General features: G+C 61.5%; 36 protein-coding genes. 13 read left to right on the top strand and 23 right to left on the bottom strand.

The window, feature by feature from the left end; genetic code table 11:
* The first annotated feature begins 22 nt into the window (after positions 1–22).
* Positions 23–232: a hypothetical protein gene (locus tag ACWGTI_RS20555; protein ID WP_454588794.1), complete on the top strand. Its 210-nt coding sequence runs from the start codon at positions 23–25 to the stop codon at positions 230–232.
* 137 nt (positions 233–369) lie between these two features.
* The gene (locus ACWGTI_RS20550; protein ID WP_454588793.1) at positions 370–849 is read left to right on the top strand and encodes a GFA family protein; all 480 of its coding nucleotides are present in this window, start codon (positions 370–372) and stop codon (positions 847–849) included.
* Positions 850–1,471: 622 nt separating this feature from the next.
* On the opposite strand, the gene ACWGTI_RS20545 is transcribed toward ACWGTI_RS20550, so the two are convergent.
* Positions 1,472–1,804: a hypothetical protein gene (locus tag ACWGTI_RS20545; RefSeq protein WP_454588792.1), complete on the bottom strand. Its 333-nt coding sequence runs from the start codon at positions 1,802–1,804 to the stop codon at positions 1,472–1,474.
* 87 nt (positions 1,805–1,891) lie between these two features.
* Between ACWGTI_RS20545 and ACWGTI_RS20540 the strand changes: the two genes are divergently transcribed.
* The gene (locus ACWGTI_RS20540) at positions 1,892–2,086 is read left to right on the top strand and encodes a hypothetical protein (RefSeq protein WP_112392710.1); all 195 of its coding nucleotides are present in this window, start codon (positions 1,892–1,894) and stop codon (positions 2,084–2,086) included.
* A gap of 73 nt (positions 2,087–2,159) precedes the next feature.
* On the opposite strand, the gene waaF is transcribed toward ACWGTI_RS20540, so the two are convergent.
* Entirely contained in the window at positions 2,160–3,182 is a 1,023-nt protein-coding gene (gene waaF, locus ACWGTI_RS20535; protein ID WP_454588791.1) for a lipopolysaccharide heptosyltransferase II, read from the bottom strand.
* A complete protein-coding gene (locus ACWGTI_RS20530) occupies positions 3,179–4,120 on the bottom strand; it encodes a glycosyltransferase (protein ID WP_454588790.1) in 942 nt (313 codons plus the stop codon). Before ACWGTI_RS20530 ends, waaF begins: the two co-directional genes overlap by 4 nt.
* Before the next feature lie 159 nt (positions 4,121–4,279).
* Here ACWGTI_RS20530 and ACWGTI_RS20525 point away from each other — a divergent pair, with 159 nt between their 5' ends.
* Positions 4,280–4,426: a hypothetical protein gene (locus tag ACWGTI_RS20525; RefSeq protein WP_454588789.1), complete on the top strand. Its 147-nt coding sequence runs from the start codon at positions 4,280–4,282 to the stop codon at positions 4,424–4,426.
* A 123-nt stretch (positions 4,427–4,549) separates the two neighbouring features.
* Here ACWGTI_RS20525 and msrA read toward each other — a convergent pair whose 3' ends face one another.
* The 6 genes from msrA to ACWGTI_RS20495 all read right to left on the bottom strand — a co-directional run bounded on the left by msrA (position 4,550) and on the right by ACWGTI_RS20495 (position 6,861).
* Entirely contained in the window at positions 4,550–5,068 is a 519-nt protein-coding gene (gene msrA, locus ACWGTI_RS20520) for a peptide-methionine (S)-S-oxide reductase MsrA (protein ID WP_454588788.1), read from the bottom strand.
* A 68-nt stretch (positions 5,069–5,136) separates the two neighbouring features.
* Positions 5,137–5,460, bottom strand: a complete 324-nt coding sequence (locus ACWGTI_RS20515) for a hypothetical protein (RefSeq protein ID WP_454588841.1) — start codon at positions 5,458–5,460, stop codon at positions 5,137–5,139.
* Complete coding sequence (locus ACWGTI_RS20510) at positions 5,460–5,651, bottom strand: hypothetical protein (RefSeq protein WP_454588787.1); 192 nt, start codon at positions 5,649–5,651, stop codon at positions 5,460–5,462. Before ACWGTI_RS20510 ends, ACWGTI_RS20515 begins: the two co-directional genes overlap by 1 nt.
* A complete protein-coding gene (locus ACWGTI_RS20505; RefSeq protein WP_454577925.1) occupies positions 5,636–5,875 on the bottom strand; it encodes an ABC transporter permease in 240 nt (79 codons plus the stop codon). Before ACWGTI_RS20505 ends, ACWGTI_RS20510 begins: the two co-directional genes overlap by 16 nt.
* A 96-nt stretch (positions 5,876–5,971) precedes the next feature.
* Positions 5,972–6,175 carry a hypothetical protein gene (locus ACWGTI_RS20500; protein WP_454588786.1) on the bottom strand — a complete coding sequence of 68 codons (204 nt, stop codon included), beginning with the start codon at positions 6,173–6,175 and terminating at the stop codon, positions 5,972–5,974.
* Positions 6,172–6,861, bottom strand: coding sequence for a glycoside hydrolase family 108 protein (locus ACWGTI_RS20495; protein ID WP_454588785.1), 690 nt, complete (start codon positions 6,859–6,861; stop codon positions 6,172–6,174). Before ACWGTI_RS20495 ends, ACWGTI_RS20500 begins: the two co-directional genes overlap by 4 nt.
* Between ACWGTI_RS20495 and ACWGTI_RS20490 the strand changes: the two genes are divergently transcribed.
* Both ACWGTI_RS20490 and ACWGTI_RS20485 read left to right on the top strand, forming a co-directional pair.
* Entirely contained in the window at positions 6,860–7,063 is a 204-nt protein-coding gene (locus tag ACWGTI_RS20490; protein WP_454588784.1) for a hypothetical protein, read from the top strand. The two genes, ACWGTI_RS20495 and ACWGTI_RS20490, sit on opposite strands and share 2 nt — an antisense overlap.
* 87 nt (positions 7,064–7,150) lie before the next feature.
* Positions 7,151–7,705, top strand: coding sequence for a hypothetical protein (locus ACWGTI_RS20485; RefSeq protein WP_454588783.1), 555 nt, complete (start codon positions 7,151–7,153; stop codon positions 7,703–7,705).
* Between the two features lie 409 nt (positions 7,706–8,114).
* Here ACWGTI_RS20485 and ACWGTI_RS20480 read toward each other — a convergent pair whose 3' ends face one another.
* Complete coding sequence (locus ACWGTI_RS20480; protein ID WP_454588782.1) at positions 8,115–9,527, bottom strand: portal protein; 1,413 nt, start codon at positions 9,525–9,527, stop codon at positions 8,115–8,117.
* 100 nt (positions 9,528–9,627) lie between these two features.
* Between ACWGTI_RS20480 and ACWGTI_RS20475 the strand changes: the two genes are divergently transcribed.
* The gene (locus ACWGTI_RS20475; protein ID WP_454588840.1) at positions 9,628–10,737 is read left to right on the top strand and encodes an acyltransferase family protein; all 1,110 of its coding nucleotides are present in this window, start codon (positions 9,628–9,630) and stop codon (positions 10,735–10,737) included.
* Positions 10,738–10,761: 24 nt separating this feature from the next.
* Here ACWGTI_RS20475 and ACWGTI_RS20470 read toward each other — a convergent pair whose 3' ends face one another.
* The 4 genes from ACWGTI_RS20470 to ACWGTI_RS20455 form a co-directional block, all read right to left on the bottom strand.
* Entirely contained in the window at positions 10,762–11,967 is a 1,206-nt protein-coding gene (locus tag ACWGTI_RS20470) for an acyltransferase family protein (protein ID WP_454588781.1), read from the bottom strand.
* A 334-nt stretch (positions 11,968–12,301) separates the two neighbouring features.
* Positions 12,302–12,451, bottom strand: coding sequence for a hypothetical protein (locus ACWGTI_RS20465; RefSeq protein ID WP_454588780.1), 150 nt, complete (start codon positions 12,449–12,451; stop codon positions 12,302–12,304).
* A complete protein-coding gene (locus tag ACWGTI_RS20460; protein WP_454588779.1) occupies positions 12,438–12,965 on the bottom strand; it encodes a hypothetical protein in 528 nt (175 codons plus the stop codon). The genes ACWGTI_RS20465 and ACWGTI_RS20460 overlap by 14 nt, the downstream gene beginning before the upstream one ends.
* Positions 12,966–13,183: 218 nt before the next feature.
* The gene (locus ACWGTI_RS20455; RefSeq protein WP_454588778.1) at positions 13,184–13,375 is read right to left on the bottom strand and encodes a hypothetical protein; all 192 of its coding nucleotides are present in this window, start codon (positions 13,373–13,375) and stop codon (positions 13,184–13,186) included.
* A 289-nt stretch (positions 13,376–13,664) separates the two neighbouring features.
* On the opposite strand from ACWGTI_RS20455, the gene ACWGTI_RS20450 reads away from it, so the two are divergent.
* Positions 13,665–14,036, top strand: coding sequence for a nuclear transport factor 2 family protein (locus ACWGTI_RS20450; RefSeq protein WP_454588777.1), 372 nt, complete (start codon positions 13,665–13,667; stop codon positions 14,034–14,036).
* A gap of 125 nt (positions 14,037–14,161) precedes the next feature.
* Here ACWGTI_RS20450 and ACWGTI_RS20445 read toward each other — a convergent pair whose 3' ends face one another.
* The 7 genes from ACWGTI_RS20445 to ACWGTI_RS20415 form a co-directional block, all read right to left on the bottom strand.
* Positions 14,162–15,040, bottom strand: coding sequence for a hypothetical protein (locus tag ACWGTI_RS20445; protein ID WP_454588776.1), 879 nt, complete (start codon positions 15,038–15,040; stop codon positions 14,162–14,164).
* 157 nt (positions 15,041–15,197) lie between these two features.
* A complete protein-coding gene (locus tag ACWGTI_RS20440) occupies positions 15,198–15,371 on the bottom strand; it encodes a hypothetical protein (protein ID WP_454588775.1) in 174 nt (57 codons plus the stop codon).
* Positions 15,372–15,508: 137 nt separating this feature from the next.
* The gene (locus ACWGTI_RS20435) at positions 15,509–16,264 is read right to left on the bottom strand and encodes a phage terminase large subunit family protein (RefSeq protein WP_454588774.1); all 756 of its coding nucleotides are present in this window, start codon (positions 16,262–16,264) and stop codon (positions 15,509–15,511) included.
* Between the two features lie 518 nt (positions 16,265–16,782).
* Positions 16,783–17,658 (bottom strand): MBL fold metallo-hydrolase, encoded by an 876-nt coding sequence (locus tag ACWGTI_RS20430; RefSeq protein WP_454588773.1) that lies wholly within the window; start codon positions 17,656–17,658, stop codon positions 16,783–16,785.
* Positions 17,659–17,799: 141 nt separating this feature from the next.
* Positions 17,800–18,495: a terminase large subunit domain-containing protein gene (locus ACWGTI_RS20425; protein ID WP_454588839.1), complete on the bottom strand. Its 696-nt coding sequence runs from the start codon at positions 18,493–18,495 to the stop codon at positions 17,800–17,802.
* On the bottom strand, positions 18,434–18,829 hold the full coding sequence (locus ACWGTI_RS20420) for a hypothetical protein (RefSeq protein ID WP_454588772.1): 396 nt from the start codon (positions 18,827–18,829) through the stop codon (positions 18,434–18,436). The genes ACWGTI_RS20425 and ACWGTI_RS20420 overlap by 62 nt, the downstream gene beginning before the upstream one ends.
* The gene (locus ACWGTI_RS20415) at positions 18,822–19,226 is read right to left on the bottom strand and encodes a hypothetical protein (RefSeq protein ID WP_454588771.1); all 405 of its coding nucleotides are present in this window, start codon (positions 19,224–19,226) and stop codon (positions 18,822–18,824) included. Before ACWGTI_RS20415 ends, ACWGTI_RS20420 begins: the two co-directional genes overlap by 8 nt.
* Before the next feature lie 506 nt (positions 19,227–19,732).
* Between ACWGTI_RS20415 and ACWGTI_RS20410 the strand changes: the two genes are divergently transcribed.
* The 5 genes from ACWGTI_RS20410 to ACWGTI_RS20390 all read left to right on the top strand — a co-directional run bounded on the left by ACWGTI_RS20410 (position 19,733) and on the right by ACWGTI_RS20390 (position 21,440).
* Positions 19,733–20,173, top strand: a complete 441-nt coding sequence (locus ACWGTI_RS20410) for a MucR family transcriptional regulator (RefSeq protein ID WP_454588770.1) — start codon at positions 19,733–19,735, stop codon at positions 20,171–20,173.
* Positions 20,174–20,212: 39 nt separating this feature from the next.
* The gene (locus ACWGTI_RS20405) at positions 20,213–20,407 is read left to right on the top strand and encodes a hypothetical protein (protein ID WP_454588769.1); all 195 of its coding nucleotides are present in this window, start codon (positions 20,213–20,215) and stop codon (positions 20,405–20,407) included.
* Between the two features lie 139 nt (positions 20,408–20,546).
* Complete coding sequence (locus ACWGTI_RS20400) at positions 20,547–20,816, top strand: hypothetical protein (protein ID WP_454588768.1); 270 nt, start codon at positions 20,547–20,549, stop codon at positions 20,814–20,816.
* An 86-nt stretch (positions 20,817–20,902) separates the two neighbouring features.
* Positions 20,903–21,208, top strand: a complete 306-nt coding sequence (locus ACWGTI_RS20395; RefSeq protein ID WP_454588767.1) for a hypothetical protein — start codon at positions 20,903–20,905, stop codon at positions 21,206–21,208.
* 40 nt (positions 21,209–21,248) lie between these two features.
* A complete protein-coding gene (locus tag ACWGTI_RS20390) occupies positions 21,249–21,440 on the top strand; it encodes a hypothetical protein (protein WP_454588766.1) in 192 nt (63 codons plus the stop codon).
* Positions 21,441–21,465: 25 nt separating this feature from the next.
* On the opposite strand, the gene ACWGTI_RS20385 is transcribed toward ACWGTI_RS20390, so the two are convergent.
* Positions 21,466–21,888 carry a DoxX family protein gene (locus ACWGTI_RS20385; RefSeq protein ID WP_454588765.1) on the bottom strand — a complete coding sequence of 141 codons (423 nt, stop codon included), beginning with the start codon at positions 21,886–21,888 and terminating at the stop codon, positions 21,466–21,468.
* Positions 21,889–22,025: 137 nt separating this feature from the next.
* Positions 22,026–22,499, bottom strand: coding sequence for an Lrp/AsnC family transcriptional regulator (locus ACWGTI_RS20380; RefSeq protein ID WP_454588764.1), 474 nt, complete (start codon positions 22,497–22,499; stop codon positions 22,026–22,028).
* Positions 22,500–22,590: the final 91 nt, after the last annotated feature.

Genomic DNA, 22,590 nt, shown 5'->3' with positions numbered 1-22,590 from the left:
CGCGCGACCGGACACGCGCACGATGACTTGCGATGAGACGCAGCGCCTGATCCTGAGCCATCGCTCGGCGGTGCTGACGACAGGCCGAAACACTTACGATCGCTATGTCCGCCAATTCGGCAACGACTGCGACTGGCCGGAGGTGCCGGTCGCCGCCTCCGTTCCAACACGTGATGGGCAATGCCGCGTCTATTGGTGCCGGGAGCCGGTGTTCGACTTCCCGAACGGATAGAACCAACTGGGTGCTGAGGGCGCCAGCAAACGCAGTCCGGGCGGCGACATGGAACCCTTGCGCTCCGCGTGAATTGATTCTGCGCATGGCGCCGCGGGGTGTAGCGGTGTGATGCCCAACAAGTCGGAGGAGCGGTCATGGCCACTGATACGAGGCGAAGCGGCAGCTGCCTTTGTGGCGGCATCCAGTTTTCGGTGATGGGAGACCCGTTTCGGGTTGGCCTTTGCCATTGCAAGGACTGCCGCAAGGCGAGCGGGTCGACTTTTTCGGCATTTGCGGTGTGGCCGCTCGAGGCGTTTGAAACGGCGGGTATCGTCAGCAGCTATGGTGACAGAAGCTTTTGCCCAACCTGTGGCGGCCGGGTCCCTTTGGTTCGTGAGAATGAGGTGGAGGTGACGATTGGCAGCTTCGATGAGGTCCCCACCGAAGGACTGGAGCCCAGCTATGAACTCTGGGTCAACCGCCGCGAACACTGGTTGCAACCGTCGCCAGGTGCCCGGCAGTTCGAGCATGACCGTGAGGAAGACGAGGCGAAAAACGATGGCCTGACAGCCGATCTGATTCCTGACGGGGCCGAGACACTCGCAAGCAACTTGCCGCAACGCAAATCGGCCTAGCGCACGCGATGCAGACGGCCTTGGCCGGTCGACAAGTAGGAATTCGTTCTCGAACACCGCCTGATGCGCTGTCCGATCGCCGCGCAACCATGGGATGGCCCATGGCTCGCTCCACGCAAGTGTCCTTTTTCAACCGGCGATCGATCTACTGGGTGGTTGGCTCCGCTCACTTGGATTTCGTCTTGCGGTTGCAGAGCGGCGCTGCGTTTTGTTTAAAAACGAGAGCTTAGACCACGCAAAATGGTCACGTCAATTAAGCTGTCCAAGTATGTTTTTGGCATGACATAACGAAATCTTGTCACCTCGTACAAAAGGACAATTTGTTTATTTCCTTTTTTGTTACACAGTGTGGCGAATCTTGAGGCCGAATGGGGCGGTTTTCATGCAGCCAGCGCCTGGGCAGCGTCGCGGTCCGCACGTGCAGCATCCACCGATTGACGGGTTCTGGACCTGGGATATCAAGCGCAGCCGTGCTTACGGCGACGCCAATCTTTCCGACTATCTCGGGCTGACGCTCGACGAGTTTTCGCATGGCGCATCGACCGAAAGATGCATGCAGAGCGTCGACGCCGAGGATCGTCTCCGGGTGCATGAGGCGCAAATCGACTTGGAGCAGATCTTGTTAGCTTGTGCGGGAGCGGAGTTCAGCCGTCACCATGCGGGCAAAATGGCTTTGAGGCGAGCGGCCCTCCAGCAGGCTGGCGCGCTCAAGAGCAGCGTCGCCGTAAAACTTCACCAACACCGCCGCGGCGCTGGCGGCGTCGACCCTGAGCCGGCCAAGATCGTGCCCGTCCCGATTGGACGATACGCTGCCGGCGATGACGTCCAGCATGGCCTGCAACTTGTCAGAGAAATTGCCCTCGTCTTCGTGCATCGTCGCGGTCCGATTGGCGGCGCAAAATATCGACATTTTTGCAAAAAACGCAATAGGTTCGTTGATGGAGCGCCAATACAACCTGATACAGCTCCACCGTGAGCTTCACCGCAATCTTCATGCAAGCATAGCCAGCGCAAAGTTCATGCGCAGACATTGGGGGCACCGATGGACCAGCCGAGCAAGATGGAGAATCTGCAGTTCGCGCAAGGGATACTGCGGGAACTTCGGCAGAAGGCCGAAGCCGATGGCGAGAAGCTTCTGACCTATCTCATCGACATGGCTTACCTCGAAGCCAGCGATCGCATCCGCGCGCATTGGGTCGGCAACCACGAGCCCGAAAGCCGCAGGGCCAAGGGGTAACGCCGAAATGGAGCGATGGTGGCGCCCCTCACGGGCGCGTTTTGGATGAGGCGCTGGAGCCCTTCAACCACGGTCAGTTGTGAATGCCGGATGAAAGGCCAGCCAGCGCCTCCCTCACCCGGGTTTCGCTGATCCCGCGCGTATCCTTGACCCAGCTGGGCGTCGAGAGCGGTGGCTCGATAAAGCGAACATGGTTGTTTACAGGACCGTGCACGTAGGGGCGATTTAGGCCGTAGATAAGCGCACATGGGACGTTCAGGGCAGCGGCGGCGTGCGAAATGCCGCCATCAACCCCGAGGAATATGGTCGACGCTGCGATCTGGAACATTGCGTCAGCAATCGACGGGGTCGAGGTGAAGTCGATCGCCTCGGGAATGGCGGCGCGGATTTTTGCAGCGCCGGCGCGCTCGCGCGGTCCGCCGACAATCCAGATTGCCCAGCCGCGATCATGATGGTCTCTGGCGACCGAGATAAAGCGCTCGATAGGCCACGAGCGGAAATTTTCGACGTCTGCCGTGTAGAGTGCCAGCGCCGGCTGGCCGGGATCGATCTTCTGGTGCCGGCGCCATTCATCCAGTTCGGCCGTATCGACCACAAGCCGGGGCGCCGGCCATTCTGTCCCCGCAGCCGGCTTTTCGCCAAGCGAGGCAATCGAGCAGACCTCCTCGAAGAGCCGCGTCTTGCGCGGGCCGAAAGCCCATAGATGCGCCAGCCAGCCGGCGGGGAAGCGATTGAGGAGGCCGAATTGCAATTCCTGCGGATAGCCGACGCGCTCTTTAATGCCCGCCATGAAGGCCATCAGCGCCGCCTTGGTGCTGCTGGTCATTAGATAGGCCGTCCCGTAGTCCTCCTTTCGCAACTCACCGACAAGACGGCCGCGCTCTGCAAAACCTGGCCGCTGATGACGCTTGGCAAGCGCCCAGCCTTTCCGGACATGCGGCATCAGCCGCGCCAGCGGCGCGGCGACCGGCGAGGTGACGACATCGATGGGGCGATCAGGAAATCGCTCGGCAATGATCTGGATGGCGGAGTGGCAACGGACGAAGTCGCCGACTGCCGGAAAGCCGACGAAGAGGATTGGATAACCGGTCGTCAAGGAAGCGCTTCGCCGTCAAGGATGCGGGCATAGAGATCCAGATAGCTACTCGCCGCTTTCTGGATCGGAAATCGCGTCGCAGCCGATTCGCGGCATTGCTGAGGCGTAAGGTCGGCGACGGCGTCGAAAGCGGCCGCAAATTCTTCATCGGTCTCAAAGAAGCGGCCGCTGTCGGCATCGACGGTCTCGGGCAACGCTCCTCGCGGAGTCGTCAGTACCGGGGTGCCACACAGCATGGCTTCGACCGGTGCGTTGCCGAACGGCTCCTCCCAGGCGATCGGATTGAGGAAGGCTCGCGCTTCGCCAAGAAGGCGAAGCTTGGGCTCACCGTCAACGATGCCGTGGAAACGGTATCGGCTGCCAAGGCTTTTGAAAAACAGACCTTCGCGGCGGGTCTGACTTCGGCCCAGCAGCTTCCAACGCGAACCACCGGCAATATCGAGACCGAAGTCGAACTTTTTGGCAAGATCGACGGCGCGGTTGAGGCCTTTGCTCGATCGCGCTATGCCGGCGAGAAACAGTAGACGGTCGCCCTTTGCGGCAGACAAACGATAGTCGTCTACCGGAAAGCCATTATAGACGAAGGTCTTGCGCCCATGCTGACGTGCATGATTGGCGCTGATAAAGCTCCAGTTCGCAACCGGCATAGGCTGATCCGGCATAAAGCCGCGCTGCGTATTCAGCGTTGGAAATGGCACCTCGACAGGCCAGCTGTGTGTGTGGACGATTTGTGTGTCGCGCGGAATGGCCGCCCGGCATTCGGCATCGGTCGAAGCGTGTCGGACTTCGAAGAGCGGGTGGCTGGAGCCAGGACCGGCGACAACCACGACATGGTGGCCGAGACGAACCATCTCCGTTGCCAGCCATTCGACCTGACGCTGAATCCCGCCGTAACCCCGGCAGGGTATTACGCCCTTCAAAACGAGCGTCACCCGCATTGACCTTGCCTCACAGTCCTCTCAAAGACGGTTCAGTTGCGTCACGGGCTTGGCATTGTCAAGGTCACGCCAGAATCGCGAAAAGCCGCGCCCACTGTCAGTGTTGCGCCTCTATCACCGGGTTACGGAATCGTTAATCAGCGCTTGCTACTATGCCCAATGACCAAGAATCTCGGCAATGCATCCAGGACCATCCCCAGGCAACAGCCAAAGAGTTCCGCTCTTGGTCGGCTGGCGCCTGCGCTGTTTCCGCTGGTCGTCGTCGCGCTTGGATACATGATCGGCCATCAATTCTTCGGCTTCTAAGGTCAACCCTCTCCAGATGCGCTCGCGGCGCAAACGCCGCGAACAAACGCAAAAAACGCCACACCCTTCGGGTGCGGCGTTCTCAACTCTGAACCGATACCGGTATCGGCCGGTCGTGGCCGGCTACGAAACTGCCTTCTCGCGGACCGGAAGCTTCCAGCCCGGCCTGACAAAATGGCAGGTATAGCCGTTGGGATATTTCTCGAGATAGTCCTGATGCTCGGGCTCGGCCTCCCAGAAATCGCCCACCGGCGCCAGTTCGGTGACGACCTTGCCCGGCCATAGCCCGGAGGCATTGACATCGGCAATGGTGTCGTCGGCGACGCGCTTCTGCTCGTCGCTGGTGTAGAAGATCGCCGAACGATAACTCATTCCGACATCATTGCCCTGACGATTCCTGGTCGTCGGATCGTGGATCTGGAAAAACGATTCGAGCAACGTGCGAAAGCTGATCCTCGCCGGATCGAAAACGATCTCAATGGCCTCGGCATGGGTGCCGTGGTTGCGGTAGGTGGCGTTGGGCACATCGCCGCCGCTGTAGCCGACTCGGGTCGAGATCACGCCGGGATAGCGCCGGATCAAATCCTGCATGCCCCAGAAACAGCCGCCGGCAAGCACTGCACGTTCGGTGGACGTCGCCATATCATACCTCCTTTGGATTGCTCCTTAAGTAGGCATTGTCGCTGGCTTCTTCCAGCACCTCAAGTGGATCACTCGTTGCCTGCCGAGCCGAACCGCCGCACGATCACCTCGAAGACGATGTCGGAGATCCACATGGCCGAGACGCCGATCAGGAAGGCGGCGGCCAGCGTCGTGGTGTCGTCGGCGGGATCAGGGATAGGCAACCCTGTCGCCTTGAACCAGGCAACGGCGGGCAGCGTCAGATAGGCCGCCGCCAGCGCGCCGCAGATCGGCGAGGCGATCATCTCGCGCAGCTTGTAGCGATGGCGCGACAGCGCCCGCAGCACACCGCCGGCCAAACCGGCAGCGACGACGGGGCCCTTGATGCCAAGCATGTCGAAGAGGTCGTGCATCATGGCCTCCACCCGCAAAGCTTTTGTCCTTTGCGGTTGTGCGCCAAAAGCGCCCGTGCCTCGGTATCCGACAGCGCATCGACGCCTTTGGACGACAGATGCAGCGGGCTCGAGACCGTGCAGAAGCCGCCCGAAGCAGTCGTGCAACCGGCCAGCGCCACGAGCAGCGCAATCATCAGCCCCTTGCCCATGATTTCAGCTCCTTTCGAACGGCGTCCGCCGGCAGTGCGCCGATATCGTTCTGCACCTGGTCGGCGACCGCGCGCGCTGCGGCTTCGGCGGCCGCCTGTCTGCCGCGCTCGGCCCTGGCTCCAGCCAGACGCTGGTGAAAGCCCCAGCCGAGGGCGGCAATGACGGATGCGAAGAAGCCCAGCAGCGCTTTGTTGCCGAGCAGGAAGGCGAGCAGCGCGCTCACAGCAGCCACCCGGCCATGAGCCCGGCCGCAAAGCCGATGGCATAGGGTCTGGCGGCTTCGAGATAGGCGACGAGCAGTTGTTGAAACCCTTCCATGTCAGTGCTCCCAGCCGAATTTGCGGGAAAGCCAGTGCCAGGTCTCGGTGACTGAGGCGATGGCAAGACCGGCGGCGATTTCCAGACCGGCCTGAATGTCGGGGTCGGAAGAGAACGCTGCCGCGTCATCTGAGCCAAGCAGGCCGCGCGCCACCAGAATACCGGCGCCGTAGCGCAGGATAATGCGGATGAGAACGGCGATCATGTCGGGCTCCTTGCGAAGATGGATTGCAGGATCTGAAACAGCGCCCGCCAGAATGAGAGGCGTTCAGCAGGGGGCACGGCGGGCGCGGACGACGGCGTAATGTCGGGCACGGATGACGGAACGGGCGGACTGGCTGGACCCGATGGATCCGCCGAGGACGCCGGGACGGACTGAGGGGCAGACATCAACAGCGCCTGGGGACGGACCGACCGGACGCGGTCGCTCCAGACCTTCCCGAAAACGGGCCAGGTCGGCAGCCGTCGCAGGAATGCCAGGCGGGCATCGCAGAGATGGTCGATGACTGCGCCCGTCGGCCTGGCGCCGACGGCGCCCAGCGTGGCCGGGCCGATCCTGCCGTCCTGCACCGCGCCTACCGCAGCCTGCAGAAATTTCGTCGCCCTGCCCGGCCCGCTGTTCACGGCAAAGTCGAACACGGCATAGTCGACGCCGCCGGGAAGCTGGGCACCGGCAACGGCGTCCCAATAAAAGCGGCGATAGACGGTTGCGACCTGCTCGTCGCTGATCCTGCGCAGATCAGCCTTGCTGGCATCCGCCTTCACATAGCGGCGGAAGTTGGCCAGCGTCACACCCTTCATGGTGGCGCCGCCCGGATCAGCCGGATTGTCGGACCAACCGCCTTCCGATTTGAGGACGAGCGAAAGCGCCCGCGCGAAATTGCGGTCCATGAAAGTGCCTCTTGAGATGTTGGGGATCGTTCTAGTAGAAGAGCAAATGACCCCTTCTACGGACGTTTTTGGTTATATCGCCTATGGCGAGAATGAGCTTTACCACCGTGGCGCGCTATTAAGCGCGCTCAAGCTTTTGCATCATTGCCCAGGCGCGAAGATTGCCGTGGCAACTGACAGGCCTGAACTGTTCCAAGGATAACCGATCGAGGCGCTGCCTGTCACACACGAGCAGAAAGAGGCGTGGTCTTTCAGCGGGCGTTACCATTTCGGCATCAAGGCGGGCGCTATGATGGAACTCCTGAGGCAGGCCGATCGGCTTATTTTTATGGATACTGACATGTATCCGACCGGCGACCCATCCAAGGGCTTCCGTCTAATTACGCCTACCCACTCATTCATGCGGCTTTGCGAAGGGCCGCATTCCATTTATCAAAAAACCCTTCCCGGGAAAAACATCCGGGTCGGCAGCCACACTCTGACCGGCCAAGAGCCGATGTGGAACAGGGGCATCCTCGGCATCCATCGAGAAAACCTCAGCGCTTTGGTTGATGCCTTCGCTGCCATGGAGGCCGTTCGCGAAGTGACCCAGACGTGGGCTCCCGAGCAGTTCTGCATTGGGGTAGCCCTGTCGCAAAATGGCCTCACGATAAGCCCGCATCGTCTCCCTATCCGAAACTACAACACGCGAGGCAAAAAGGCATTTGCAGAGCCCCGGGTGAATCGGTTCTTCAGCGCTTACGGTGCGGCGCCGATTGCCCAGCAAATTGGTAGAGCTGATCATTTTCGTCTTTGGAGAACCCCCTGTAATCTCTGGCACCAAAGGCATAGGTGGTCATTTTGATCCTATTCAAGCCCACGCCCTCATCACAAGCCGCCAACTGCTAAAGGCGACGCCGAAGGAGGCCCCGGTGTCCTTTCTTAAGATGTCGAGCTGGTCAGAACCTATGCGAACCAATATGTTCGTAGCGTTTACAACAACCGAAATGCCGCGCCCGTTTACGTCGTCGGCCGCGTTGACTGCAGGATTAATGACCACTTCATCGCCGGCAGTATATCCCCCATCGCCAGTGATGCATTGAAGATACGGGAGATAGAGTTTGGGTTGCGTTCCAAGCCCATGGGCTATTGTCAGTAAGCCGGCAGCAGTCATGGACTGCTGGTTACTCTCAAACGACTTAGTGAACGGCATGGTTGTCCACGCCGGCAGACCGCTTGCCAGCTGGAGGATCTGTCCGTCCGATCCTTTGGCCTTAGGTGTCCATGTCCCGGCTCCGTTCGCATAAAGGATGTCGCCGGCAACTGCCGTGCCGATGCCGGCCAGAGCACTGAGAACGGCCGAAGCCGACTGATACACTGTTGACAGAGCTGCAACGGAAGCCGCGACAAACCGCGTCGTCGCAAGCTGCGTCGTGCTGGTACCCGACGCCGCCGTAGGTGCAGCCAGTACTCCCGTGAAGGTAGGGCTCGCCTTCGGCGCCAGGCTCGATACCGCAATCCTGCTGTCCTTTGGCCGACTTGCCGGTCGTTCCGTTGAAGGTCGCGATGTTGTCGGCGACGGCGGAGGCAGGACCAGCGATGAGGTCGCTCGCCTTGACCCCGCTGTCCTTCCCCACCTTGCCCGTCGTGCCGGCGAAGGTGACGATGTTGTCGGTCACCGAGGACGCCGGTCCTGAAAAATCCCCCGTCCCCATCCCGTCAGCGCCTTTGTCGCCGGCGCGGTCGAACATCAGCCAGATGCCGTTCACCGTCGTCGGCAAGGTGCCGGCGCCGCTGATGTAGGTGAGCGTCAGTTTGCGATAGGGGTCGCCCTCATAGCGGCGCCAGTTGAAGGTCGACACCGGGAAGGTGGCGAAGCCGCTTTCCCTGACGATTTCCTCCTCGTCCTCGATGACATGCCAGGAGCCGAACGCCATGTCGAGATATTGGGTGCTGCCGCCTTGAGCGTACATCCGGCGCTCGTCGCGCGGCTGGATGCACTGGATCAGGGAGATTTTCGTCTCGCATTTGGCGGGATCGTCGACCAGCGTCTTGATGCGCGCCGGCAGTTTGTCGTAGCCGAGCAGCTGCGCCGCCTGCCTCGCCGTGCGCTCGTAGCGGCGGTGGAAAATATCCACCTGGCCCCAGCGGTTGCGCGCCAGATACCCCTCGGCCACCGGGATCGAGGCATAGCGGATCAGCGTCGCGCCAAAGCCCTCCTCGGCATAGAGATAGGCCGGGCCGTAGCGCACGACATTGCGCAGGCAGGCTTGCGTCGCCGGCACGAAGTTGGAGTTGGCGGAATAACGCAGCGCAAACAGGAAATCGCGCAAGCCTTCCGCCCATTCCTTTTCCTCGTCGGTCTCCTCGTCATTCATCTCGGCGGTGGTCAGCCCGTGCCATTTTTCCGACTGCGGAATGATCAGGCTTTCCAGCCCCGCGGCCAGCCGGTTGGCGGCCGAGTTGATGGTGTTGGCATAGACGCGGGACCCGCGTCGCTCCTGCCGCTCGGCCTGCGAACTCGGCCCGCCGGTGCGCCGGCCGCTCCAGACATCGGGCGCGTCGGGGTCGCAGAATTCCGCGACCTGCTCCCACACCGCCTCATACTGGCTGCGCTCGGTCTCGAGCTCGGACTGGCGGGAGAGGATATCGCGGGCACGGCTGATCGAGCCCTCTGCATTGGCCATGTGAGGCTCCTGGGTGTGAGTTGAGTGTGCGCCGCAAAACTTTCTTGTGCATCGCAGCAATCGGTGCGTACATAGGCACAGTAAAAATGACGGAAACGGGATGACCGAGACGCGAGATTCAAGGACCGCCCACTTCGACGCCCTGCATGGACTTAGGGGCATTGCTGCCGTCTTGGTGATGCTCGGCCACTTCGCCGAATATACGGGCCGGCGATATGATCTGGCGCCTTCAGGGTTCCTTGCCGTGGACCTGTTTTTTCAGCTGAGCGGCTTCGTGATCGCCCACGCCTACGACGACAAGTTCCGAAAAGGGATGTCATTCCGGGACTTCGCGGAGACCCGTCTTCTCAGGCTCTACCCGCTCTACTTCGCCGCACTCGGCCTGGCCATGATCGGCGTCGGTGCAGTCATCGCAACACAAGGGCTCGGTGCGTATTCGCGGCTGGATTTGCTTGCAACCCTTGGGTTTTCCGTTCTTTTCCTGCCCACGCCGCCGTCGCTCTCGACGGCTCCCGACCTGCTTTTCCCGCTTGATGGCCCGGCATGGTCGCTGTTTTATGAACTCGTCGCCAATGCCTTTTTTGCCGCGTTGGCCACAAGGCTGGTTGCGCGCTCGCTGGCCGTCATCGTCGGCGTCGGCTTGCTGGCCCTGGTGCTGATGGCCTGGCATGGTGTCGCACTTGGCGGCGGCGCCTACTTCGACAACACGATCGCGGCTCCCGCCCGGATCGTCTTCTCGTTCTTTCTCGGGGTCTTTCTCAACCGGTATGCGACCGGGGCCAGCCGGGACGGCAATCTCTATATGCTGTTCCTGCTGGTGCTGTGCGGAGCGCTGATGACCTTCGATCCCGGCGAACATGTCCAGCTATACAGCCTGGTGGTTATCGTCCTGATCTGGCCCTGGCTCGTTCTCGTGGCCTCGCGCTTGCGGCTTTCCGGCTTCTGGCGCTGGATTGCGCTCTTCTCCGGCAACATTTCCTACGCCATCTATGTCCTTCACACGCCGCTCATCCGCCTTTCGAACGCCGCGGTCGAAGCTGTGACCGATATCTCATGGAACGAGCACGGCCTGCCGTTCATCCTGGCGACATCCACCCTGATCATCGCGGTCTCGGCATTCGCCCATTATGTCTACGACAAGAATATCAGGGCCCTGCTGCGGCATTGGCTTTCACTTCGCCGCGCACGAGAGGGCGTGACACAGTTCTAGGTGGTTCGAGGAGATCGGCTGGCTCTACTCCGCCGGCGTTCTCTGCAGCGCCGGCGCGGCCTTGCGGCCAAAGCGCTGTACGACGAAGCGGCCCGCCTTCTGGCCGGGCACCTCGATCAGATTGTAGGTGATCCAGGACATGAGGGTCACCGTCGGCAGCACCACGGCAACGACGATCGCGAAGCGCAACGGCGCGGCCAGCTCGTTTCCGTATTGGCTGATGACGAAGGCCGCGACGGGCTGCAGCACCAGCAAATGGATCAGGTAGATGCTGAAGGAAAGCTCTCCCATCAGATGGAAGAACCGGTTGCTGAGCGTCACGGCGATCGTCCGCGCCAGCATTCCCGCCTTTCCCGGCAGCATGCGGTAGAGAACCAGCGCAAAGAAGCCCGCCACCAGCGCTTCACGCACCAGAAGCTTGCCCAGCCCCTGCTCGCCGCCAAAGGGCAGCGCCGCCAAAAGCAGCGCCAGGGCCAGGTACAGGATCGGCCGGGGCTGGCTCTGATGCACGATGCCGGCAAGCAGCATTCCGCACAGAAATATCTGCATCTTCAGTGGCAGGAACGACGGCATCGGAAAATGGATCGACAACAGACGCATCGCAAACACGATGGCGCAGCCGACGGCCGCGACCAGGATGGCGCTCCCGATCCAGTCCAGCCTGCGCACCAGCAGCATGACGGCCGGGAACACGGCATAAAACTGCATCTCCAGCCCCAGGCTCCAGTCGGGCAGCGGCGTGCGGTAGGCGAGGTTCGGCACCAGACCGAAGAGGAAGGTGAGATGGGCAACGATGTTCTTCAGGCTGCCGTCGAGGTAGCGTTCGGGCGCCTGGTGCGATCTCGAGAGGAAATCGTCGATGATGATCCTGCAATCGTAGACATAGGGGCCAAGCGCCAGCGCCAGGAAAAGCATGACATAAAACAGCGGCGCGATCCGGAAATAGCGGCGCGTCCAGAATTTCAGCCAGGTTTGCGGCCTTTGCCAGGGTTCCTTGTCCTGGCGCAGCTGATAGTGGAACACCATCAGGAAGCCGGACAGCATGATGAACAGGTCGACGCCAAGATCCGGCTCGCCGACGATCGGAACGCCGACGATCGGAATTCGCCAGCCGGTCAAAAGCAGGCAGTGCCCGACCAGCACCCAGATCGCCGCAAGCGCGCGAAGCCCGTCCAGGCATTCGATGCGCGACGACCTGATATCCGTGATGCTGGTTTCGTAGCTGGCCATGTTGCACTGCAGCATGGCGGTTGAGGCGCGATTGTCAACCCGTGGAGAGATGACGAATTGCGGTTGGCGGTTACGGAAAGCGCAGAAGCTGCCGATCTCCCCACTTGAGGGGGAGATGGCCGGCAGGCCAGAGGGGGGCGCCTCGCGTAAAGCGCTAGCCTCATCTGCCGATGGTGGGGGGTCGCACCCCGTCGCACCGACCCCCTCTGTCGCCTTCGGCGACATCTCCCCCTCGAGGGGGGAGATTATTCGCGCCTCAGCAACCGCGCATGCCGCCGCCAATACCACCACGCCAGCACCCGCTTCCCGAAACTGCGTTTCATCGCGGTCATGGTCATACCCCCAGAAGCACGCGGCGCTGGCCGGTGAGGTCGCCGGGCGCGAGGTCCGTCTTCACCGTGCTCGCCGTGCCCTGGTTGTGTTCGAGCTCGGCCCTCAGCGCCGCCTCGCGCGCCTGCACGTCCTTGTCTTCAGGCGTCGGCACCGGCGGCAGCGGCTTCAGGGCTGGTGGTTTTTGAAAGAGACACATGGTTCCAGCCTTCTCTTGTCCAGTCGTAGAGGAAAAAATCTTCGCCGTTCCTGCCGTAGCCCGGCAGCCGGCAGCGCTGCGTGGCGCCGAGCCGGCCGAGCCAGCGCAGCGCCAATTCATTGGCGGCCAGCGCCCGCGCCTCGACCCGCCAGGCGCCGCGCGCCGCGACCTGTGGCCCGAGCACGGCATGGAAGTGTGCGGTGATGCCGGGCACGCAGCGCCGCATGCGGCGCGTGCCCCAGCTCCAGGCGATCCACAGCCCGCCGCGCTGTTCGGCGGCGCCGAAGCCGGCCTCCGGATTGCCGTCGAGTTCGGCGACCCAGGCAAAGCCCTGCAGCGCCGTCAGCGCCAGCAGCGCCGGCGACCAGTGGTCAAGCTGACAGTCGATCTCGGCCCGGTCCTCAGGGCGCAGATTGGCGGCGATGTAGGAGAGATCGCGCAAAGTGGCGGGGATGATGCGGAGTGTCATGGACGGACCTTCGTCAGTCGGAGGCCAGGCCATCGTCAAACAAAAGGAAGTGCGACGTCTCCACCCTTCGTCATCCTATGGCGGAGCAAGGAGCGAAGCGACGCGGCGCAGACCATAGGATCCATGCCGTGACCTGCGAGCGAAGCGGCGGTCGCGGCATGGATCCTCGGGTCAAGCCCGAGGATGACGAAGCGTGAGGCATCGCCCCGAGGGAATGCTCAGTCTCGGCTCAGCTTCGCGGACATACGGTTGTCCATGTCGGTCAGCTTGGCCAGGATGCCTTCCTGCGCCCGCACCATCGCCTGCTGAACGTGGATGAGTTTGAATGTGAGCCAAATTTGGATTGCGAGATAAATCAGGAATGGCAGCCAGGAAATGAAGTACCCGAGCAGTGAATTTTCAGATTCCATAATACCCCCGAATTATTGATGCCGTGACATGCTCTATTGCCGACTGGCACGCGTGAAGGCAACGAGCTTCCATTATCGAATTACGGAATTACGGTGACAGTGCACCTATTTTCAGTCCCTCAGTGTCGAGGTTCAATCCAGCAACATCGCGCGACCAAAAAACGTACACTGCCGCCGCAATTCGAATGCGGGTCCCGCTATCCGATGGAGTGTCGAAGGCCTTGACCGGCCCCGCCGCCAGTGACCTACTTCGGACGCGCACGCTATCGGTTATCCAGGAGACGGGCGAATGGACATTCGATCGACACTGACGGAGCTATGCGAAGCCTTCAACGCGCACGACCTCGATCGCATCATGGCGCATTTCGCCGACGACTGCGTCCTGGAGATGCCGAGGGGAAGCAACCCCTGGGGCTCGCGCTTCGAGGGCAAGCAGAACGTACGCGACGCGCTGGCGACACGCTTCGAAGACCTGCCCGATGTCCACTACGGCGACGGCGAGCATTTCGTCGATGCGGCTGCCGATACCGGCATGTCCAAATGGATCCTCACCGGCACCACCCGCGAGGGCGTGAAAAAGGAGGTCCGGGGTTGTGACTTTTACACGTTCCGCGACGGCAAGGTGATCCGCAAGGATTCTTACTGGAAGATCGTGGAGTGACCCAACGGCGTCAATTCGCGGCGGCCGGGTCCTTCTGGATTTCCTCTCTTATGGCGAGAGCCGCGTCCGAAACGCTCGAGCGGTCGCTTTGCCGTTTCACCCGCCTCGCCGGCTTTGAACTTCGCTTATTCAGATCCAATCCACGCCGGATCATCGTCAGTGGAAGAATCCCACCTGGCAGCTCGAGCCGTGATCAACCTTGCCGCCAAATTCTCAGTGCCTGGTTTCAACATGTTTGGGCTTGAGCCGTCCATAATAACATGCCCGCCGTGACTTTCGACATACTCTGCTGCGCTATTGATGTTGTCTTGGAATTCCCGACGTTGAAAGATTTCAATTACCTTCGCGGATGGAGTGACGATCGCGATCCCGGTGTTTACTATATCGCTTTTGCTTTCAACTTCTGGATTGTCGCTGGCGATCTCGACCGGGGCATCGAAATGCCCATGGATCAAGCCCAACCAGAAGATAGCCCCCGCCGCGAGCGGCTTTCGCCCAGACACTTCTGTCGCTTCCACCTCTATTGAGCGCTGTACGAATACCGGAGAGCCACTCAGGCCCTTTATGGACCGGCACTCGATCAGATAACCTTCGACGCCTTGCATGTGCCAAGACGGATTTGGAATCCGCTCGCCCGACGGCGGCATTAAGGCCATATTTCCAGTGCGGACGATCGGAAGTATCTTTTGCCCACCCGGCACAGGGCTAAACAGGCCGGTCACATAGACCTCATCACCGACGCTGATCCGTTTGCTAGCTACTTTTTCAGGATTCAAAAACATAACCGGCGGAATCGCATTAAAGTGCATCCCCGTCGGCGGCGGCCATAGAAGTACTGCGGCATCCACAGTTTCGTCAGTCGCGTGTGTCCACCACTGCACTTCACTTCCGTGAAGCCAAAATGTCTCTGAGGTGCCGTCCTGAATATTGGCACGAATGCAAAAGTCACGTGAAATCAGTTGTCTTGCGACATGCCGCGCTGTCACAAGGGCAATGGCAACCATCCTATCTCTGCTAGTCGGGACTGCCACGAAAAAACCGGTGCCGCGAAGGCTGACCCGATCCCCGCCACTCTCTTTCACTCCAATAAAAACGGCGCAATCCTGAACTTCTTGGGATAGGCGCATCAGCACAATTCCCTTGTGAGCGGAACGAGTAGCCTCAATCCTGGTTCGGCTTTCTGGACATCCGGTTGTCCATGTCGGTCAGCTTGGCCAGGATGCCTTCCTGCGCCCGTACCATCGCCTCTTGAACGCGAATAAGCCTGAATGTGAGCCAGATCGAAACCAGGAGGTAAATCAGGAATGGCAGCCAAGAAATGAAGTAGCCGAGCAATGAGTTTTCCGATTCCATAACACCCCCGAATATAGTGCTGCCGCGATCTCCTTTATTGCGGCCGGACACGCATTAAAGCAAGCTTCCAATATTGATTTACTCGTTCATTGCCTTGTTCATGCGCTGCACGAATTCGCCTACCGAAACGCCCCCAGCGGATCACTCTGCCCCACCGGCCTTCGCGCCGCCTTGAACTCCGCCGGATCGACCACCGCTTCCCGCAGCATCATCACGCCGTAGCGGGTCGCGGCCATCAGATCGTCGCGCAGCTTGACCACCTGGCCATCCCTGCGATGGTAGAGGCGGAATTCCTCGAACCAGGGCAGCAGCGTCGAAAACACCTTGAAGCGGCCGGACTGCATGCGGTCGAGCATCTCCATCAGCCCGGCCTCGACGGAGACCGAGCCGTCGGTGAAGCGAGCGTGACCGGTGAGCATGTTCAGCCCATGCGCGGCATATTGCCTGGCGAGCGCGGTGCCCGCCCCTTCCAGCGTTTCGCGGCGGCCGTCGCGCGGCCAGGCCCATGGCAGCCATTCGCCCCACGGCTTCAGCGCCAGCACCTGCATGGCCGGGGTCTGCTGCGAGGCCCGCGCCGCCTTGGTGACGTAGACGATATCGGCCTCCGTATCCCAGGCGAGCTCGACCGCGGCTGAAGGGTGGTCCCAGCCGAAATCAAGCGCGCCGAGGCGCGGCCAGTAGCGCGGCAGCCGGAACGGCTCGCAGGCGATCATCGCCTCGGCGACCGGAAAGATGCGGCCGGAGCCCAGCACCGGAATGCCCTTGGCTCTCGCCTCGCGCTCATGCTCGGGATAGGCGGCAACGATCGCGGCACGCTCGTCGGGTGAATAGTGCCCGGCATCGTCGATGGTCATGAAGGTGACGTGACGGGACATCTGCGCATCCGATTCACACGCCAGTGGTCGAACTGGCAGGCTGTTGTGTTTGGGGGAATCGCGACGAGGACAGCAAGCTTCGGAGCTGTCATCCGAAGTCTCGGTATTGGGTCAGTTTGAAATTGGCGAGAGCAGAAGCTGCGCGAGCTGACCGTCGATAGGAAAGTGGATTTGCGGCGTGGACAGCATGTGGATTACCTCTTTCGTCCGTTCGTCCGCGAACTCGATGTCATCTCGCATTTCAACGAGTTCGGCCCATTCCTCGACGTCCTTCGCGTCAAGGTTCCCCGCCAGAAAGCGTAAGAGAACGCTTCTAATGTGATTGTAGGTTAGCCCGACGAGCGGTTTTGGATAATCCCAGGGAAGCGGCGCCAGGAGCGTCTTAATCTCAGTAACCGGCCGATCCAAGTCGACCAATGATCGAATGATAGAACGCCGTTCTTCCTCTCGCATGCTCAAGTGCCAACCGATGCTTGTTGCCCTAACGCTCCATCTTGTCGATGCGTTCGCTGAGAGCATTACGGCGGCTGATGATCCTCGAACCAGAACGATGACTGGCGTCGCGAGATAGTTCCCACCGACGGTAAGGGAAAATGCGATGTCATGACGAGGCGGCCATTGTCCGAGCAAGCCTCCAGGAATGCCCACCGCGTCCGACGTGCCTGGTCAGGCTCTGCGTCGTAGCGAAAATTCCAGTCGGGGTATATGCACTGCATCGGCCAATGCATGATGTCGCCGGAAAACACGGCCTCCATTCCCTGCGATCTTATTCTGATGGCTACGTGCCCCGCAGTATGGCCGGGCGTCGGCTCCAGCCACACCTCGTCATCGAGCGCATGATCCATGTCGACGAATACAGCTCGACCAGCCTCGACAATGGGCAACACGTTGTCTTCATAGGTCCGTTCGTCAGCATCGCCGGAGGCCGCCTGTGCGGCTTCAAACTCGCGCCGCGCCATAATGTAGCGAGCATTCGGAAATGTTGGGACCCAGCGCCCGTCGACCAGTCGTGTATTCCAGCCGCAATGGTCGACGTGAAGATGGGTGCACAGGACATAGTCAATCTGTTCGGGCGTCACGCCTGCATTCGTCAACTGTTCGAGAAAGGTGTCATCGTTGCGGTTGTGCCAATGCGGAAAGTACTTGAACGTCTTGTTGTTGCCGACGCAGCTATCGACGAGGATGATGTGGCGCCTGGTGCGAACTAGATAACTTTGGATGGGAATAATAAGTCGGCGGCTTGCCGGGGATATCGACCGAGGCGTGAGCCAGTGAAGATGCGGTTTGATTGCCTCGTCCGTGCAATCGGGGAACCATTCCGACGGCGTCCGCAGAGGGTCGCACATCTCCAGAATTCTGGTTACCCAGATATTCCCGATTCTCCAGTCATCCACTGATGCGATCCTCATTCGAACGAGGACGGATAGCTAAAGATAACATCCGCGGCAGCTGGCGTCAGAAATTTCTGCCCAGGAGAAGGAGGCGCTCGCTATGTAGCCGCTTGCGATCGGGTACCAAGCGTTAGATCCTGACCACTAGTCCTTTACCAAGCTGTTGACGTGGTCGGCCGACAAAAACCGCAGCACCACATCGCTCATCCCCAGCAGCGGCGTAAACGTCACGATCGTAATGCCGCCGGTGGCGTTGGTGCGGGTGAGCCCCTCGGAATAGATGTCGAGCGGCGGTTCCTCGTCGAACCAGACGCCGTGCAGCGTTTCGCCCTGCCATTTTTCGCGGCCCTTCTCATAGCTCTTGAACGACAGCACGCTCTCATCGGCCTGCACGTCGCCGCCGCCGCCCCAGCGCACCACGATGCTGTCGAGCGCGCCGGGCGCGCCGCGGCCCATGGTGGTGTGCAAAATGGCGTCGGCCGGGATCATGCCGGTGCCCCACGCTGCCTGCTGCTGCGGCGGGCCGACCAGCACGCGCTGCGGGTTGTCGCGCGTGCCCTCGCCGGTCACGCCGGCCGCCCATAGCCGCACGGCGGTGTCGAAGGTCCTGCCTTGCCACCACCAGGGATAGCGTCCGGTGAGGTGCATGGCCCATTCGGCGCCACCGGCCCGAGTCTTGCCGAGCTGGTTGCCGGCCATGAACAGCCGTTCCCTGTTCTCGGCGCCGGCGGCGTGAAATTCCGCCTGGCGTTCATACGGGCTGTAAGTCGCGAGCAGATTAGTCCTGCGCCTGCGATCCAGTTCCTGCAGCAGCGCCAGATAGTGCCTGCGCGCCGCCACCGCCCGGCGCACCGTCGGGCTGGCCCCCGAACGGCCCGAGGACGGCTTCGAGGCCACGGATGCGGCGGCGGATCTCGTCATCGCTCAGGCTTTCCAGACTGTCGGTGGAGGCATGAATATCCCTGGCCAGATCCTTGGGCAGCACCGACTGCACGATCTTCAGATACTGGTCGGGCTTGTCGGCCCTGACCGCGGCAATGACACCGGCGCCATGGGCGCGGAAATCGGCGCGCACCGCGTCGAGAAAGTCATCGCCAAGCGTCTTTTTCGTCCGCTTCGCACCGGCGCGCGGCTTGCGGTCATTGCCGGTACGCGGTTTTGTCCGCTCAGCCATGATCCGAAATCCCGACCGGCTCCGCCTGGGCGGCCGGCTTGGCCGGTCGTTTGATCTTGCCGGACTTGCGCCGCTTTGCCTTCACCGGTTTGCGGGTGGCCTTGCGGCTGGCCGCATCGGCGGCATCGGCTGCCGCGTCGCCCCGTTTCGCAGGCATGGCTTTCAGCTTCGCCCTGGCAAGACCGATCGCCCGGCCGTCGTGCGTGCCGTGCGGAAAGCCGAAGCCGCCGATGGCATCGACAGGACCGCCGCGAACCATGCCGATCAGCACGCCAGCTACGACCGGCTCGATGCGGCCGATACGCGCCCGCGGGGCAGCGCCTTCGAACACGCCGATGGCGCTGACGACCTCGCGGCCGTCATCGTCGACGATGATGGTGGCATAGCGGTTGGACATGGGGGCCTGCCGGATTGTGCGTTGCGGATTGAGCGGGCCAGCGCCTGAACCATAAGATCACGAGCGCAGCCGTTCCTTCACACCCCCCTCTGTCCTGCCGGACATCTCCCCCGCAAGGGGGGAGATTGGCAGCTTCGAGGCGCGGCTCATTGGCAACGTTGGAGATTGGCGAAAGCGGATGAGCGCGTAATCTCCCTCCTTGCGGGGGAGATGGCCGGCAGGCCAGAGGGGGGTGCTGTCCCGCCGAAGAAACCTTATGAGCATCAGAAACACAAAACCCGCCTCGGCGGCGGGTTGTTGGCGCAAATCAGCACCATGGAGAAATCATACGATAGCTGCCCTCACCCGTCAATAGGAAATAAGAAACAATTCCTACATCAGCCAGAGACTCTGCGATGTTAGCGCTACCATATTCGGCGTCAGTCATATGCATATGTGCTAAAGTGCCATCCCGCCGGCGGGCTTTGTCTGATAGTTTATAGTTTGGCATCATGGGGGTAAAAGCCATGTCTGACGACAAAATCCGAAATATAAATTTGACGGCCGACATCGTCGCGGCATTCGTGCGCAACAATTCAGTGCCTCCGGATGGCTTGCCGGCGTTGATCGAGAGCGTCAACTCCGCCCTGGCGGCCGTGGACAATCCGGTTGCTCCCCCGCAACCTGCACAGGAGCCGGCCGTCAATCGCAAGCGTTCGGTGACGCCGAATTTCATTTACTGCCTCGAGGACGGCAAAAAATTCAGGTCGCTGCGGCGCCATCTCGGCTCGGCCCATGGCATGACCCCGGAGGCTTATCGCACCAAATGGGACCTGCCCGGCGACTATCCGATGACGGCGCCCAGCTACGCCGCCAAGCGATCCGAGCTGGCAAAGGAGTTCGGGCTCGGCATCCGGACAGAGGCGCCGGCCGCCAAAGCGTCGGCCAAGCGCAAGACCAAGGCGTAACGCGACGTCCCTGCGCCGTTCGCCGTCCGGAGGTCGATCATGGTGGCCGACGAGCCCAATGACGTTCGTGTCGAGCGCGTCGATCGCCGCCAATGGGCGGTGCTGGTTGCCGAGAATGGCACGGTGACCCAGCGCCTGTTCGAAGCACAGGCCGCGGCCGAGGATTTTGCCGATGGCGAGCGGACAAGGCTCGGCCTGCCCGCCAGGCCGCCGGCGGAGGATCCGCTGGCCTGAGCGTGATGATCGTCAGCTGGCTGCGGGATATCGCCTGAATTGCGGCGGATCGCTGGGCACAGCCTTCGACAGGCATCGACCGACTGGTCATTAGCTGGCGCTTATGGGATCATGCCAATCCGACTCGGGGGAGTGCGGGATGGACAAACCAGCCATGGCATCCGTGTTCAGGATGCGGCATGCGCCAGCCACTGTTTCGGGCGTTCGCAGCGTCGGCCAGGGACAGGCCGATCCGGTCATCGGCAGACGGCCGCTCGGCGACGCGATCCGCTTCGTCATCGACGCCCACCCCCACTACGACATCAGCGCCGTTTCGATCGCCTATGGCGACGGCTCGGCGCCGCGCCTCGGCAGCAGGGAGGTCAAGGCGCTGTGGGCCGAGTATGGCCGCCGCTGGATGGAAGAATAGGATCACGCCCGAGCTTTCCCGGCAATCGTCACCCTGGATCGGAACGGAGGCTCGTGCGTTGAGCCTGAATCAATGGGAGCAAAGCCATGAATGTCGCCAATCTGCAACTCGAGGGCCTGCTGATGGCCGTCGCTTCGATCAACCAGGTGCTGGTGCGCAAGGGCGTGCTTACCGTTGAGGATATCGACATCGCGCTGCGCAAGGCCGAAGCCGGCGAGACCGGCGAGGAGCGCTCCGGCGGCATGTCGGCGTCGAGCCGCGATGCCGTCAACTTCCCGATCCGGCTGCTGGAACTGGCCAACCAATGCCAGCCGGAGACGGACATGCCGTCCTTCTCGAAACTAGCGCGCATGGTCGGCCAGATGAAGGAACCGTATAACGATCAGATGTGAGGGCATTGCCTTGGCCGGTTGAACGCGGGCAGCGGCTTCGATGATCTCATCGCGCGTCCCACGAGCGCGCCATGACGGTCCCCGGTTCCTTCTCGATCATTACCGCGATGCTGCTGCTGATCGGCATAATGCCGATCAGGCCGTGGTCGCGGCGTTGGCACTGGCGCACGCGGGGTTGGCGGGAGCCGTGCTCGCGGTTCTTCTGGTGCTGCTGTTCGACAACAAGATCTGAGCTGCCGCGAGGCGGCCTTAGAGGCTTATGCCCTGCCCGGCCAGCCCAGCCGCGACGCCAGAACGCTGCCCGGTCCATGCACCGCGGCAAACAGCAGGCCGGCGGCGAAGGGGAAATGGGACATGAAGGCGCCGAACTCGGCCTGGTCCGCGGCCCAGTGCGACGGACCATGGAAGGCAAAGCCGAGGAAGACCACGTAGACCGCGCCGATCAGCGCTGCCGGGGTCAGGAAGGCGCCGGTCAGGAAGGCGATCACCAGCAGCGTTTCGAGGATCGCCGCGCACCAGGCCAGAAACAGCGGGAACGGGAAGCCGGCGGCGGCGATGTAGCCGGCGGTCGCTCCCATATCCATGAACTTGAAGGCCACGGCCATCGCGAACATGGCAGCGAAGATCAGGCGGGCGATGAGGATGACCGCGGTCTGCCACGGCGATTGAACGGTTTCCATAATGTCCTCCAAGGTTTGCAATGGTTTCGCTCCAAGGACGGGCGGCACGCCGCCGATCCGACATCATCCGGCAAAAAACTTGGCGGGCAAAGCCAGGACGTCTCGCAGGCGCCATCTCCTGACAGCCGGCACACTGCTCAGAGCTTCGCCATCAACTCCCGTCCCAGCCGCTTCGGCGGCTCTGCCCGCAGCACCACATTCGTCGTCACCGCGCCGTAGCGGCCGATGGCATCGACGATGCTTTCAAGATCGGGCGGCGAAGGGACGACGACCTTGACCAGAAAGCAATCCTCGCCGGTCACTCGCAGCACCTCGACCACTTCCGGCATGGCAGCGAACTTCTTCAGGCAGGTCTGGATGTGCTCATGCGTGGTGCGCAGGCGGATCATCGCCACGGTGCCGAGACCAAGGGCGGCGGGGTCGATCGCCGCCCGGTAACCGGCGATGATGCCGCGCTCCTCCAGCCGCTTCACCCTTTCCGAGGTGGCGGGCTGGGAGAGGCCGACGCGCCGGCCGAGTTCGGAAATGCCGATGCGGCCATCCTCCTGCATGATCTCGATGATCGCCATGTCGGTGGGGTCGAGCCGCGGCCGATAATCGCCATTTGCCATGAGCACCTTCAATCCATCGGAATTCTTCGTCGCTTTCCGATGATCTCTCATTCCGTCGATGAGGAGAAGACCTAGAATTGGGCGCTATCGC

The sequence above is a fragment of the Mesorhizobium sp. ArgA1 genome (genome assembly GCF_053714375.1).
The sequence above is the reverse complement of the archived record's forward strand: the minus strand, read 5'-3'. Positions and strand labels throughout refer to the sequence as shown.